Origin of the sequence: Rhodococcus sp. AG1013 (assembly GCF_003350365.1) — a bacterium.
Taxonomy (GTDB): Bacteria; Actinomycetota; Actinomycetes; order Mycobacteriales; family Mycobacteriaceae; genus Prescottella.
The window spans coordinates 161626-175531 of record NZ_QQAT01000004.1; the positions used below are offsets into that span (position 1 = coordinate 161626).

The window sequence follows — 13906 nt, forward strand, 5'->3', positions numbered from 1 at the left end:
CGACCGCACGCTCGTGCGGTCCGGCCACTCCGGAAAGGAGGATTTCGATGCCTGACTTCTTCGACTCCGTAGCGGGTTTCGGTGTGACCTTCTCGACGATGTTCAAGAAACCCGTGACCGAGTTCTATCCCGAGCAGAAGGTGCCGACGGCCGAGCGGTACCACGGCCGCCACCAACTCAACCGCCACCCGGACGGCCTCGAGAAGTGCATCGGCTGCGAGTTGTGTGCGTGGGCGTGCCCGGCCGACGCGATCTACGTCGAGGGCGCCGACAACACCGACGAGGAACGGTTCTCGCCGGGGGAGCGGTACGGCCGCGTCTACCAGATCAACTACCTGCGCTGCATCGGCTGCGGGCTCTGCGTCGAGGCGTGTCCCACCCGCGCGCTCACGATGACCAACGAATACGAGATGGCCGACGACAACCGCGCCGACCTGATCTACGAGAAGGACCGGCTGCTCGCGCCGCTGCAGCCGGGCATGGAACCCCCGCCACACCCCATGGCGCCGGGCAGCACCGACGAGGACTACTACCGGGGGACGGTGACCGGCACGGCGACCGGTCCCGCGACGCGACCCGGGGAGGTGACCTAGTGGACGCCGGGATGTTGAACGCGACGGCGCTGCTGGCCGCGGACACCTTCACCCGGACATCCACCGGTGAGGGCGTGCAGTTCTGGATCCTGGGCACCATCGCGGTGATCGGCGCGCTCGGCGTGGTGTGCGCGCCCAAGGCGGTGTACTCGGCGATCTTCCTCGCGATGACGATGATCATCCTCGCGGTCTTCTACATTGCACAGGGTGCGCTGTTCCTCGGCGTCGTGCAGGTGGTGGTCTACACCGGCGCGGTGATGATGCTGTTCCTGTTCGTGGTGATGCTCATCGGCGTGGACTCGTCCGATTCGCTGGTCGAAACGCTTCGCGGGCAGCGGATTGCCGCGGTCGTGGCCGGGGTCGGGTTCGGGCTGCTGCTGATCGGGGGACTCGGCAATGCGACGGTCGGGTCGATCGGCCCGGACGGCACGCGGGTCGGATTCGTGGGCCTGGACCGGGCGAATGCCGGCGGAAACGTCGAGGGCCTCGCCGAGGTCGTGTTCATCAGGTACGTGTGGGTGTTCGAACTCACCGGCGCGCTGCTGATCACCGCGACGATCGGCGCGATGGTGCTGGCGCACCGCGAACGCTTCGAGCGGCGCCTCGGTCAGCGGGAGATGTCCCAGCAGCGGTTCCGCGACTGGGGTGCGGGCGAGCCCGACGCGACCGCCCGCGTCACGCCACCGCCCAGCCCCGGCGTCTACGCGCGGCACAACGCCGTCGACATGCCGGCGCGACTGCCCGACGGCACCTACGCGCGGGAATCGGTCAGCAAATTGCTCACGCCGCGCAGTGTTCCGCCGGCCGCCGAGTCGTCCGACCCGGAGGGGGAGCGATGAACCCGGAGAACTACCTGTACCTGGCGGCGCTGCTCTTCACGATCGGCGCGGCGGGAGTGCTGCTGCGGCGCAACGCGATCGTCGTGTTCATGTGCATCGAGCTGATGCTCAACGCCGCCAACCTGGCCTTCGTGACGTTCGCCCGGATGCACGGCAACCTCGACGGCCAGGTGTTCGCGTTCTTCACGATGGTGGTCGCCGCGGCCGAGGTCGTCATCGGACTCGCGATCATCATGACCATCTTCCGCACCCGTCGTTCGGCCTCGCTCGACGACGCCGACCTGCTGAAGTACTGACGTGAACGGGGGGACGGGAATTCAGTCACTCATCTGGCTCCTGCCGGCACTGCCGCTGGTCGGCGCCGCGGTCCTACTGCTCGCCGGTCGGCGCAGCGACCGCTGGGGCCACCTCCTCGGGTGCACCGCGGCGCTCGCATCCTTCGTGGTCGCGGTGGCACTGTTCGTCGACCTGATCGGCCGGGACGCGTCGGACCGTGTCGCGCAGCAGGATCTGTTCACGTGGCTTCCGGTGGCCGGGCTGCAGGTGGACTTCGGCCTCCGGCTCGACCAGTTGTCGATCAGCTTCGTGCTGCTGATCACCGGCGTCGGATCGCTCATCCACATCTACTCGGTCGGCTACATGAAGACAGATCCCGATCGCAGGCGGTTCTTCGCGTACCTCAATCTGTTCCTCGCCGCGATGCTGCTGCTGGTCCTCGCCGACAACTACCTCGGCCTCTACGTCGGCTGGGAGGGTGTGGGTCTCGCGTCGTACCTGCTCATCGGGTTCTGGCAGTTCAAGCCGACCGCCGCGACCGCGGCGAAGAAGGCGTTCGTGGTCAACCGCGTCGGCGACATGGGTCTGATCGTCGCGCTGATGATCATGTTCGCGACGTTCGGCTCGGTGTCGTTCACCGACGTCCTCGGCGGTGTGGGCGACGCGAGCGGCGGAGTGACCACCGCGCTCGGCCTGACCTTGCTGCTCGCGGCGTGCGGCAAGTCGGCGCAGGTTCCGCTGCAGTCGTGGCTGGGCGACGCGATGGAGGGCCCCACACCGGTGTCGGCGCTCATCCACGCGGCGACGATGGTCACCGCGGGTGTCTACCTGATCGTCCGATCCGGCCCGATCTTCGAGGCGTCGCCCGGCGCACAGGTCGCGGTCGTGCTCGTCGGAGCGGTCACCCTGCTGTTCGGCGCGATCATCGGCTGCGCCAAGGACGACATCAAGAAGGCGCTCGCGGCGTCGACGATGAGCCAGATCGGCTACATGGTAATGGCTGCCGGACTCGGTCCGGCGGGTTACGCGTTCGCGATCATGCTGCTGCTCGCCCACGGGTTCTTCAAGGCCGGACTGTTCCTCGGCGCCGGATCGGTGATGCACGGGATGAACGACGAGACCGACATGCGCCGTTACGGCGGACTGCGGACACTGATGCCGATCACGTTCGCCACCTTCGGTTTCGGCTACCTCGCAATCATCGGGATACCGCCGTTCTCCGGCTTCTTCTCCAAGGACAAGATCATCGAGGCCGCGTTCGGGTCGGGCGGTGTCGGTGGCGCCGCCCTCGGCACCGTCGCGCTGCTCGGTGCCGGTCTGACGGCGTTCTACATGACGCGCGTGATGCTGATGACGTTCTTCGGCGAACGGCGCTGGGAAGCGGGCACCCATCCGCACGAGTCGCCCGGTGTGATGACGGTGCCGATGGTGGTGATCGCGGTCGGCTCGGTCGCGGCCGGTGGGTTGCTCGCGATCGGCGGCACGCTCGAGCACTGGCTCGACCCGGTCTGGACCGAGTTCGGCGCGGCCGCGGAGCATGCGGAACTCGCCGTCCCGGTGTGGGCGATCACCGTCGTCACGCTGGCGGTGGTCCTGGTCGGTGTCGGCATCGCGTGGCGGCAGTACGCGACACGCCCGGTCCCCACCTCGGCGCCGGAGGAGGTGTCGGTCCTGACCGTCGCCGCGCGCAGCGACCTCTACGGCGATGCCGTCGACGAGGCCGTGTTCATGCGCCCCGGACAGCAGTTGGTGCGGGCGTTGACGACGGTCGAGGACAAGGGCATCGACGGAGTGGTCGGCGGTGTCGCCGGCCTGCTCGGTGTCGCGTCGGTGGCGCTGCGGCGGTTGCAGACCGGCTTCGTCCGGTCGTACGCCCTGTACATGTTCGTCGGCGCGGCCGTCGTGGTCGCCGCCGCACTGGTCGGGAGGGCGGGATGAACGACTTTCCCTGGCTGACGGTGCTGTGGGCACTGCCACTGGTGGGTGCGGCCGCGGCACTGGGGACGCCGGCCCGGACGAGGGTCGTCGCGAAGTGGCTGGCGGTGGCGGCGGCACTGCTGACCCTCGTGGTGGCCGTGGTCCTCGCGATCCGCTTCGACCCGGGTGGCGAGCAGTATCAGTTCGTCGAATCGCATTCGTGGATACCGGCCTTCGGGACCCGGTACGAGCTGGGTCTCGACGGCATCGCGTTGGCGCTGGTGCTGCTGACCGCCGTCCTCGTGCCGCTGCTGTTGCTGGCCGGGTGGCGTGATGTGGCCCCGGACGATTCTCGGCCGCGCGCCACGCACATGTACGTCGCGCTGATCCTGATCGTCGAGTCGATGGTGCTGATGTCGTTCCTGTCCCTCGACATCCTGCTGTTCTACGTCTTCTTCGAGGCCATGCTGATCCCGATGTACTTCCTCATCGGTGGGTTCGGGCCGGCCGGCATCGGTCGGTCCCGCGCGGCCGTGAAGTTCCTGCTGTACAACCTGTTCGGCGGCCTGATCATGCTCGCCGCGGTGATCGGTCTGTACGTGGTGACGGCGGGGGCGGACAGCCCGTTCGAGACGGGGACGTTCGACTTCCGGGCCATCGTCGACGCCGTGTCTTCCGGCGCGCTGCCGATCGATGCGCCGGTCGCCAACGCACTGTTCCTCGGGTTCATGTTCGCGTTCGCGGTGAAGGCGCCGCTGTGGCCGCTGCACAGCTGGCTCCCGGACGCCGCGGTCGAGGCCACCCCGGTCAGCGCCGTCCTCATGATGGCCGTGGTCGACAAGGTGGGCACGTTCGCGATGCTGCGCTACTGCCTGCAGCTGTTCCCCGACGCCGCACAGTATTTCGCGCCGCTCGTGGTGACGCTCGCCGTGATCAGCATCGTGTACGGCGCGCTGCTGGCGATCGGTCAGACCGACGTGATGCGCCTGATCGCGTACACCTCGATCTCCCACTTCGGCTTCATCGTGCTGGGCGTGTTCGCGATGACCAGCCAGGGCCAGAGCGGCTCGACCCTCTACATGGTCAATCACGGATTCTCCACCGCCGCACTGATGCTGGTGGCCGGATTCCTGGTCTCGCGCCGCGGCACCCGGGCCATCGCGGACTACGGCGGTGTGCAGAAGGTGGCGCCGCTGATGGCCGGCACGTTCCTGATCGCCGGCCTGGCCACGCTGTCGCTGCCGGGGCTGGCCCCGTTCATCAGCGAGTTCCTCGTGCTGATCGGGACCTACACCCGCTATCCGCTGGCCGCGGTCCTCGCGACGATCGCGCTGGTCCTCGCGGCGCTGTACGTGCTGTGGCTGTACCAGCGGATGATGACCGGCCCGGTCCGGACCGGGAACGAACGCATCCGCGATCTGAGACGTCGTGAGATCGCGGTGGTCGCGCCGCTGATCGCGCTGCTCCTGATCCTCGGGGTCTATCCCAAGCCGATCCTCGACGTCATCACACCCGCGGTCGACAACATGCTGACCACGATCGATCGGCAGGATCCCGGGCCGGTCGTCGCCGAGCAGGACGGAGGTGGCCCCCGGTGACTCTCGCCGACGGAGTTCTGCCCGCCCCCAGCATCGAGTACAGCCTGCTCTCGCCGATGCTGATCGTGTTCGGTGTCGCGGTCGTCGGTGTCCTCGTCGAGGCGTTCGGGCCCCGGCGCATCCGGTACGCGACCCACGTCGTGCTCGCGCTCGGCGGTCTCGCTGCGGCGTTCGTCGCGGTCGTCGCGCTGTCCGGGACACGGGCCGTCGCCGTCTCGGGGTCCGTCGCGATCGACGGTCCGACGCTGTTCCTGCAGGGGACGATCCTGCTGGTGTCGATGCTCGCGATCGCGCTGATAGCCGACCGGGGCACGGACCGGAGCGCCGATCGGGTCGGTGCGGCGGCCGGCGGCGGACCGGTCGACGCGTTCACGCCGCGCGCGTCCGCCGTCCCGGGCAGTGTGGCCGAGAAGGAGGCGACCAGGGCCGGGGTCACACAGACCGAGGTGTTCCCGCTGACGATGTTCGCGGTCGGCGGCATGCTGCTGTTCCCCGCGGCCGACGACCTGCTCACGATGTTCGTCGCGCTCGAGGTCCTGTCCCTGCCGCTGTACCTGCTGTGCGGGTTGGCCCGTCGACGGCGACTGCTCTCCCAGGAGGCCGCCCTCAAGTACTTCCTGCTCGGAGCTTTCTCGTCGGCGTTCTTCCTCTTCGGCGTCGCGCTGCTGTACGGCTATGCCGGCACGGTCGAACTGTCCGGTATCGCCGACGCCATCGCTCCGGGGACCGGCGACGAGGCCCTGGCTCAGATCGGCCTCGGATTGCTCTCGGTGGGCCTGCTCTTCAAAGTCGGTGCGGTGCCGTTCCATTCGTGGATCCCGGACGTGTACCAGGGCGCGCCCACGCCGATCACGGCGTTCATGGCGTCGGCCACCAAGATCGCGGCCTTCGGTGCGGCGCTGCGAGTCTTCTACGTGGCCGTGCCCGGGCTGGACTGGGACTGGCGTCCGCTGCTGTGGGCGGTCGCGATCCTGACGATGGTCGTCGGCGCGGTCCTCGCGGTCACCCAGACCGACGTCAAACGGATGCTGGCGTACTCGTCGGTGGCGCACGCCGGATTCATCCTCACCGGGTTGATCGCCGGCAACGAGGCCGGACTCTCGTCGACGATGTTCTATCTGCTCGCGTACGGCTTCAGCACGCTCGGGGCGTTCGCGGTGGTGAGCCTGGTCCGTGACTCGCGCGGGGCCGAGGTCACCGACCTGGCGCGGTGGGCAGGGCTCGGCCGGACCTCGCCGATGCTGTGCTCGGTCTTCGCGCTGTTCCTGCTCGCCTTCGCGGGCATCCCGCTCACCAGCGGATTCGTCAGCAAGTTCGCGGTGTTCCAGGCCGCGGCGTCGGGCGGTGCCGTGCCACTGGTCATCGTCGGCGTGATCAGCAGCGCGATCGCCGCGTTCTTCTACGTGCGGGTGATCGTGCTGATGTTCTTCTCGGACCCTCCGGCGGGCGCGCCGACCACGGTGGTATCCAGTGGTCCGACCATCGCGGCGATCACCGTGGCGGCGGCGGTGACGGTGATCCTGGGCATCGTGCCGCAACCAGTGCTCGATCTCGCGGAGCGGGCGGCGAGCGCCCTCGTCTGATCGGGCGGTTCTGGCACGCAACCTCGGGCGCGGGGTGCGACACCCGACGTTCACCTGGGTTACGCAAAACCCACACGCAGGGAAACGAGCGACGTTATGGTCAGCGCCATCCTTCCACGCGAACCCCGAGGTGGCCCATGAGCTTTCCGGACCGGAACGTCTCCCGTCGTAGTTTCCTCACGGGGTTGTCGGTGGTCGGCGCCGCGGCGGTGTTCCCCGTCGCCGCACAGGCGACGCCGGTCCTGCGCCAGGCCCCCGACTCGGGGGCCGGATTGATTCGGAATCCGGAGTTCGGGAACGGAATCATGGCCGGTGTGCCGCGCACCGACGGTGCGACGCTGTGGACGCGGATCGGTGCGCCGGGTGGGGGCGGCAGCCTCGGTTCCGCCAGCGCCGGCGGCAGTCTCGGCCCCGGCAGCCTCGGTTCCGGCGCGCTCGGCAGCGCCGGCGCCGCGGGCGGCGAACTGGCGGTGATCGTGTCCACCCGGGAGGACCTGTCCGCGCCGGTCCTGGCCGAGCGGGTCCAGGTGCGCGAGGATGCTGACGGCACAGTGCATTTCGATGCGACCGGGCTCGCCCCCGGCGAGACCTACTACTACCAGTTCCGCGGCGACGGGGGAGAGTCCCCGGTCGGCCGATTCCGGACGTTGCGGCCCGCCGACTCCAACGAACCGGTCCGCATCGGTTGGTTCACCTGCCAGGGATTCGAGGAGGGCTACTACGCGGCCCACCGCCACCTCGCCGAGGAGGACCTGGACTTCGTGGTGTGCCTCGGCGACTACGTTTACGAGTTCACCATGCCCGGGGTCCGTGGGTTCGATCTCAATGCGTTCCCACAGGGGCTCGACAGCATGCGGGACAAGTACCGCAGGTACCGCTCGGACGCCGACCTGCGGCTGATGCACAGCCGGCACGCGTTCCTGCCGATCTGGGACGACCACGAGTTCCGCAACAACTACAGCAAGGACGGGTGGACCTTCCCGGTGATCTCACCGATCGACGGCGCGATCGGGTTCCAGCAGAAGAAGCAGTGGGCGTGGCAGGCGTGGTTCGAGCACATGCCGGTGCCACGGTTCGCGGACGACCCGTTGCGCACCTACCGGTCGCTGCGGGTGGGGCGGACGGTGGAGTTGTTCGCACCGGATACCCGGCAGTACCGAGACCGTCAGGCGTGCGGCGATTCGCTCGATCACATCGTGTGCGCGGACGCCGATGCACCGGGCCGCACGATGCTGGGCGCGCCGCAGAAGCGGTGGCTGCTCGACGGCATGACCGGGTCGGACGCGACCTGGAAGGTGGTCGCGAACGCGAACATGATGATGGGCATGGTGGTGGCGGACAACGGCACCCGGGCCTACATGGACACCTGGGACGGCTACGGCGCCGAGCGGGCCGAGATCCTGTCCACCGCGGCCCAGTCGGTCGGGAACATGGTCCTCGTCACGGGAGACGACCACGACGGGTGGGCGGGGGAGTTGTGGGACACCGGATTCGCCCCGGGCACGTCGAGCGGTGAGCAGGTGAACGCGCCCGGCACTGCGCGGGCGGGCGTCGAGTTCGTGGTCCCGTCCGTCACGTCCACGAACACCGGGGACGGCGGGTACACCGTCGGCGGCAGCAGTGGCGACCCGGTCGGCGCGGCACGGGCCGAGGAGATCAACCGGCGCGACCACAACCCACACATCAAGCACGCCGACATGGTCAGCCACGGCTACGGACTGCTCGACGTCGACGCCGGCGAGGCGCGTTTCAGCTTCCGCACGGTAGACAAGCTGAACCCGAACGCCGATGTGGTGACGTCGAAATCGTTCCGCACCCCCGCCGGGCAGGCGGTGCTCGAGTCGGACTGACGGTCGGCCGGGATCGGGCCGTGACACAACCATCTGGAGGCCCCACCGTGTCGGTGGGGCCTCCAGCGGGTCGTGCGTCAGGAACCGAAGTTGAACCCGCCACCGGCGCCACCGGCGCCGCCACCGGCAGCTCCTGCCTCGGAGCCGGCCGAACCGCCGTCCGAACCGAATCCGATATTGCCTCCGAACATCGCGGACAGCAGGGCCGAGAAGATCGCGGAGATGGACATATTCGCTCCTGTGGGTCACTCGATCCAGGTCGACACCGGTTGGTGTCAGGAGCCAGTGGACCGTGCACGGGGCCGCCGACGTGGGGGATCGGCGGCAGGTTAGGGGGCGATTAGGGGACTGCTAGGGGAATCGTCCTGCCTCCCGTTCACCTACGGAATCCCCTACTCGGGGCCCCTGATTCGGGCATTCGACCGTCGCACGTGGAGGTGATCTGGTAGCGGTCGCGCGCCGGTCGGTGGGGCGAGCGTCGACGTCGGTCGGTGCCCGTGTCGATCATCCGCACATGGCCGTTCAACTGGGCTGGCAGTGTGGCGGTTGCGTCGTTCCATTCGATCCGGCCGGCGTGCTCCGGATCCAGCTCGACGTCATCGCCGAGCAGACCCTCGGATTGCCGAGGGAGCCGCGGTGACCGGGTTACCGCAACGGAGCAGCCGGCCGGGTGGTGACGGTGACTAGGCTGCACCCGTGAGCGATTCCGTTGCCGTGCCGATGAGCCCCGACGACATGACCGATTCACAGCGCGAGCGTCGGCGGCACCTGCTCGACACCGTGATCGCCATGCTGGCCGAGACGAGCCCGGACAGGATCCAGATGCGAGAGGTCTCCGAACGGTCGGGGGTGGCTCTCGGCACGCTGTACCGGTACTTCCCGGCGAAGCAACACCTGCTCGCGGCCTCGATGGTCGCGTGGAACGACATTCTCGCCGAGCGTCTGGCCGAGGAGAAGGCCTCGGGGAGTCGCAGTCGCGCACAGGGTTCGGTCCTCGACCGGGTGGTCGACCTCTACAGCCGCCAGATGAAGGCGTTCCAGCGCGGACCGAACTTCGCGCGCCTGGAGGTGGAACTGCAGACGTCGGACGACCCGTACGTTCGCGACACGCTCGACGAGCGATCGGCCGTGAACAGAACGGGGCTGTTCGAGTTGATGGACGGCGTTCCCGCCGAACGGGCCCGGCTGGCGTCGCTGTCGATCGGCAGCACGATGCTCAATTCGCTGGTCCTGTGGACCACCGGCCGCATCGGGTTTCCCGAGGCCCTGCGCAACGTCCAGGACGTGAGTCGGCTGGTCCTCGCCGACTATTCCTGAGCGGCGAGCAGCGTCCCGATCCGGTAATCGGTGAAGTGGCGGACGACGATGTCGAGAATCGGTGACTGGCTTCGTCCCAGTAGTGAGTGCGACCAGAATGGATCGCACCGGTACCGAGGAGAAACACGATGGCCAAGTACTTGCTGCTCAAGCACTACCGTGGCGCCCCGGCTGCGGTCAACGACGTGCCCATGGACCAGTGGACGCCCGAGGAGGTCTCGGCCCACATCCAGTTCATGCAGGACTTCGCGGCTCGGATCGAAGGGACCGGTGAGTTCGTCGACGGTCAGGCGCTCGCCCCCGAGGGAATGTGGGTCCGGTACGACGGCGAGGGTCGCCCGCCGGTCACCGACGGTCCGTTCGCCGAGACCAAGGATCTGATTGCCGGCTGGATGGTGATCGACGTCGACAGCCGCGAGCGGGCCCTCGAACTGGCCGGGGAGCTGTCGGCCGCGCCCGGTGCAGGCGGAAAGCCCATCCACGAGTGGCTCGAGGTGCGCCCGTTCCTGACCGAGCCGCCCACCATCACGGAATGACCGCCGAGGTGAACGAGGTCCTGGTCCGGAGCCTCACACCGAGCGTCCTCGCGATCCTCGTCCGCCGCGGAGCCGACTTCGCGGCAGGCGAGGACGCCGTGCAGGACGCGCTGGTCGAGGCCGTTCGCGTCTGGCCGGCCGACCCGCCGCGGGACCCGAAGGGCTGGTTGGTCACCGTGGCCTGGCGCCGGTACCTCGATGCGACCCGGGCGGACGCGGCGCGCCGTCGGCGTGAGGAGTTGTTCGAGGAGGAGCCCGAGCGCGGGCCCGCGCAGGGGTTGGACGACACGCTCCAGTTGTACTTCCTGTGCGCCCACCCGTTGCTGACGCCGTCGTCTGCGGTCGCGCTCACGCTGCGCGCCGTCGGGCATCGAGATCCTGCAGGCGGCCCTGGCCCGCGACCGGCTGGGCGAGTTCCAGGCCCAGGCCGCCATCGCGGCACTCCACGCCGACGCGCCCGCTGCCGAGGAGACCGACTGGGTGCAGATCGTCGAGTGGTACGACGAGCTCGAGCGCCTGACCGGCAGCCCGGTCGTCCGGCTCAACCGCGCGGTGGCCGTGGGCGAGGCCGACGGACCGCGCGCCGGCCTGGCGGCGCTCGCAGCGCTGGACGATTCACTGCCCCGCCACACCGCGGTGGCGGCGTACCTCCACGAACGCGACGCCGACCTGCCGACGGCGGCACGGCTGTACGCCGAGGCGGCGCGGCAGGCACCGCCCCGGTCAGCCCGCGGCCCCGGCGGCGGCGTCGAGGCTGTTCCCGAAGGCGCAGACCGACAGTTCCGCCAGCGCGGGGTCGTTCTCGGCGTGCTGGGGCGCCTCCATCGCGAGCAGCGTGTTGAGCAGCATGCCGTTGGCGATGAAGGTTCGGGCCTGCTCGGGGGTGCACCCGGTGCGGGTACGGATCTGGGTGTAGATCTTCGACATCCAGTCCCGGGCCTGCGCGCCGATCTCCGGTGTCGATCCGGCCGCGAAGCCGTGCATCATCACCAGCAGCAGGTCTCGGTCGGCGAGTAGTTCGGCGTACGCGGCACCCATCTGTGCCCACCGTTCCTCGTCGTCGGGATCCTCGGCGACCTGGTCGAGCGCGGGTTCGAACGCATCCATGATCCGGCCGATCGCGTGGGCGAACACCTCGCGGAAGAGATTCGCCTTGCTGCCGAACATGCGCACCACGTAGGGCTGCGAGACCCCGGCCTCCCGGGCGACGGCGTCGGTGCTGGTTCCGTGGAAGCCGCCACGCGCGAACGCCGTGGTGGCCGCTGCGAGGACGAGTTCGCGGCGGGCCTCGGCGCTCATCCGCGTCTGTTTTCCCGACTTCTCTGCCGTCGACATACTTGACAGGTTATCACTCGATTACTAACGTCGGGCGGCGTAAGTAATCATCTGATGCTTACAACAAGAGTTTCCGTCCTCCAGGCCTCAGGAGCCGACATGACGACCATCTCCGATCAACTCGATCCGCACTTTGCCGACGCGTCCACCGGATCACCTCCCGGTCGCGCCGTGCCCGTCTGGCTGGCGATCGTCGCGGCGTCGATCCCGATGTTCATGGCCACGCTCGACAACCTCGTGATGACCAGTGCACTGCCCATCATCCGCGACGATCTCGATGCCTCGGTGGGGCAGTTGCAGTGGTTCATGAACGCCTACACGCTCGCGTTCGCGACGCTGATGCTGCCGCTCTCGACACTCGGTGACCGGCTCGGGCGCAGGCGCGTGTTCCTCTGGGGCATAGCACTTTTCGCCGTAGCCTCGATCGCGTCCGCGCTGTCGACCACGCCCGGGATGCTGATCGCGGCCCGCGCGTTCCAGGGTGTCGGCGCCGCGGCCATCATGCCGCTGTCGCTCACCCTGCTCGCGGGGGCGGTCCCGCTCGCGAAGCGGGCGCTCGCGATCGGCGTCTGGGGTGGGGTGTCCGGACTCGGAGTCGCGCTCGGTCCGGTCGTCGGCGGAGCCGTCGTCGAGGGGGTGTCGTGGCAGGCGGTGTTCTGGATCAACGTTCCGGTCGCGCTGGTCGCGGTGCCGCTCGCGCTGTACGCGCTCGCCGAATCGCACGGACACCGGCAGCCGCTGGACCCGCTCGGCGTGGTCTTCGCAGGTGGTGCCGTGTTCCTCGCGGTGTGGGGAATCGTGCACGGCAACGACGACGGCTGGACCAGCGCCTCGGTCCTCGGCGCACTGATCGCGGCCGCGGTCCTGCTGGTGCTGTTCCTGATCCGGGAATCGCGTACCGAGTTCCCGGTGATGCCGCTGCGACTGTTCCGGTCGCGCCAGTTCTCGATCGCGAACGTCATCGCGTTGACGTTCACGCTGGGAATGATGGGCGCGGTGTTCCTGCTGTCGCAGTACCTGCAGATCGTCGCCGGATACAGCCCGTTCGCGGCGGGCCTGCGGACGCTGCCCTGGACGGCGGCGCCGATGATCGTCGCACCCATCGCCGGCCTGCTGGCGCCCCGCCTCGGACTGCGGGCGCTGCTCGTGACCGGACTGGTGCTGCAGGGGCTGTCGCTGGTGTGGATGGCGCAACTCATCGAACCCGGTGTGGCCTACTCGAGCCTGGTTCCGGCCTTCGTGATGGCCGGTGTCGGTATGGGACTGACGTTCGCGCCGAACGCGACCGCGGTCCTCGCCGACATGAAGGAGTCCGACCAGGGCGCGGCGAGTTCGATCAACGCCACGCTGCGCGAGATCGGCGTCGCGCTCGGTATCGCGCTCCTCACGGCCGTCTTCCTCGGCGCGGGCGGCAGCCTCACGCCGACCGGATACACCGACGCGCTCGCCCCCGCACTGTACGTCGGGGCGGGATTCGTGGTGATCGCGGCGATCGCGGCGGCGTTGATGCCCGGAGGCACCCCCGCCGCCGGCGACACCGAAGGCGATCAGCCCGCGGTGACGACCGCGCCCTCACCGAGCGGACGCGTCATCGACCACAGCGTGATCGACTGACACTTCGACATCTTCCACTCACCGTTCTCGATCACATACTCGTCGACGTACTCGATGGAGCGAACGGTTTCGGTGTTGTCGATGAGATTGACCTGGCGGAAGGCGAGCGTCCACTTGCCCGACGCCAGGTCTTCGCCGTGCAGCGTGATGTCCGGATGGAACGCGTGGTGCATGTCGAGGATGACGTTCTTGCCGTCCACCTTCTGCAGTGCGATGGTGCGGAACACCTCGGCGATCGGGTCGGCGTCGTCGAACTTGCCGAGCGGGCCGTAGTCGATCACGGCACCGCGATCGATGAAGCACGCGCGGAAGGTGTCGGCGTCCTTCGCGTCGCACGCCCGGAGGTACCGGTGCTTGAGCGCCTTGATCGCCTCGATCCGCTCCAGGTCGTCGAGGCGTTGTTCGATGGTGCGTTCCGTCACGGGGGTTCCTCTCGATCGCGAACTGA

Annotated in this window: 14 protein-coding genes and 1 pseudogene; 12 read left to right on the top strand and 3 right to left on the bottom strand. The window is 68.6% G+C overall.

The annotated features are described in order from the left end of the window. The first annotated feature begins 47 nt into the window (after positions 1 to 47). The 7 genes from nuoI to DEU38_RS07785 all read left to right on the top strand — a co-directional run bounded on the left by nuoI (position 48) and on the right by DEU38_RS07785 (position 8656). Positions 48 to 593 carry an NADH-quinone oxidoreductase subunit NuoI gene (gene nuoI / locus DEU38_RS07755; RefSeq protein WP_114719708.1) on the top strand — a complete coding sequence of 182 codons (546 nt, stop codon included), beginning with the start codon at positions 48 to 50 and terminating at the stop codon, positions 591 to 593. Positions 594 to 604: 11 nt separating this feature from the next. Then, on the top strand, positions 605 to 1432 hold the full coding sequence (locus DEU38_RS07760) for an NADH-quinone oxidoreductase subunit J (RefSeq protein ID WP_114720020.1): 828 nt from the start codon (positions 605 to 607) through the stop codon (positions 1430 to 1432). Next, positions 1429 to 1728, top strand: a complete 300-nt coding sequence (gene nuoK / locus DEU38_RS07765) for an NADH-quinone oxidoreductase subunit NuoK (RefSeq protein ID WP_114719710.1) — start codon at positions 1429 to 1431, stop codon at positions 1726 to 1728. Before DEU38_RS07760 ends, nuoK begins: the two co-directional genes overlap by 4 nt. Position 1729: 1 nt before the next feature. After that, entirely contained in the window at positions 1730 to 3646 is a 1917-nt protein-coding gene (nuoL, locus tag DEU38_RS07770) for an NADH-quinone oxidoreductase subunit L (protein ID WP_114719712.1), read from the top strand. Then, entirely contained in the window at positions 3643 to 5223 is a 1581-nt protein-coding gene (locus DEU38_RS07775; protein WP_114719714.1) for an NADH-quinone oxidoreductase subunit M, read from the top strand. The genes nuoL and DEU38_RS07775 overlap by 4 nt, the downstream gene beginning before the upstream one ends. Beyond that, entirely contained in the window at positions 5220 to 6806 is a 1587-nt protein-coding gene (gene nuoN, locus DEU38_RS07780; RefSeq protein ID WP_258557710.1) for an NADH-quinone oxidoreductase subunit NuoN, read from the top strand. The genes DEU38_RS07775 and nuoN overlap by 4 nt, the downstream gene beginning before the upstream one ends. A gap of 137 nt (positions 6807 to 6943) precedes the next feature. After that, a complete protein-coding gene (locus tag DEU38_RS07785) occupies positions 6944 to 8656 on the top strand; it encodes an alkaline phosphatase (RefSeq protein ID WP_114719716.1) in 1713 nt (570 codons plus the stop codon). A 77-nt stretch (positions 8657 to 8733) separates the two neighbouring features. On the opposite strand, the gene DEU38_RS28325 is transcribed toward DEU38_RS07785, so the two are convergent. Then, positions 8734 to 8886 (bottom strand): hypothetical protein, encoded by a 153-nt coding sequence (locus DEU38_RS28325; RefSeq protein ID WP_174909684.1) that lies wholly within the window; start codon positions 8884 to 8886, stop codon positions 8734 to 8736. A gap of 284 nt (positions 8887 to 9170) precedes the next feature. Here DEU38_RS28325 and DEU38_RS29050 point away from each other — a divergent pair, with 284 nt between their 5' ends. From DEU38_RS29050 to DEU38_RS07800, 4 genes and pseudogenes are all read left to right on the top strand, one after another. Beyond that, positions 9171 to 9296 (top strand): hypothetical protein, encoded by a 126-nt coding sequence (locus DEU38_RS29050; protein WP_258557711.1) that lies wholly within the window; start codon positions 9171 to 9173, stop codon positions 9294 to 9296. 80 nt (positions 9297 to 9376) lie between these two features. After that, positions 9377 to 9973: a TetR family transcriptional regulator gene (locus tag DEU38_RS07790; RefSeq protein ID WP_114720024.1), complete on the top strand. Its 597-nt coding sequence runs from the start codon at positions 9377 to 9379 to the stop codon at positions 9971 to 9973. 128 nt (positions 9974 to 10101) lie between these two features. Then, positions 10102 to 10509 (top strand): YciI family protein, encoded by a 408-nt coding sequence (locus DEU38_RS07795; RefSeq protein ID WP_114719718.1) that lies wholly within the window; start codon positions 10102 to 10104, stop codon positions 10507 to 10509. 8 nt (positions 10510 to 10517) lie between these two features. Then, a pseudogene (locus DEU38_RS07800) lies at positions 10518 to 11223 on the top strand (sigma factor); the annotation flags it as partial. 9 nt (positions 11224 to 11232) lie between these two features. Here DEU38_RS07800 and DEU38_RS07805 read toward each other — a convergent pair. Beyond that, positions 11233 to 11844: a TetR/AcrR family transcriptional regulator gene (locus DEU38_RS07805; RefSeq protein ID WP_114719720.1), complete on the bottom strand. Its 612-nt coding sequence runs from the start codon at positions 11842 to 11844 to the stop codon at positions 11233 to 11235. A 99-nt stretch (positions 11845 to 11943) separates the two neighbouring features. Between DEU38_RS07805 and DEU38_RS07810 the strand changes: the two genes are divergently transcribed. Beyond that, positions 11944 to 13458 (top strand): MFS transporter, encoded by a 1515-nt coding sequence (locus tag DEU38_RS07810; protein ID WP_114719722.1) that lies wholly within the window; start codon positions 11944 to 11946, stop codon positions 13456 to 13458. Here DEU38_RS07810 and DEU38_RS07815 read toward each other — a convergent pair. Next, entirely contained in the window at positions 13392 to 13880 is a 489-nt protein-coding gene (locus DEU38_RS07815) for a nuclear transport factor 2 family protein (RefSeq protein WP_114719724.1), read from the bottom strand. The genes DEU38_RS07810 and DEU38_RS07815 overlap by 67 nt on opposite strands. Positions 13881 to 13906: the final 26 nt, after the last annotated feature.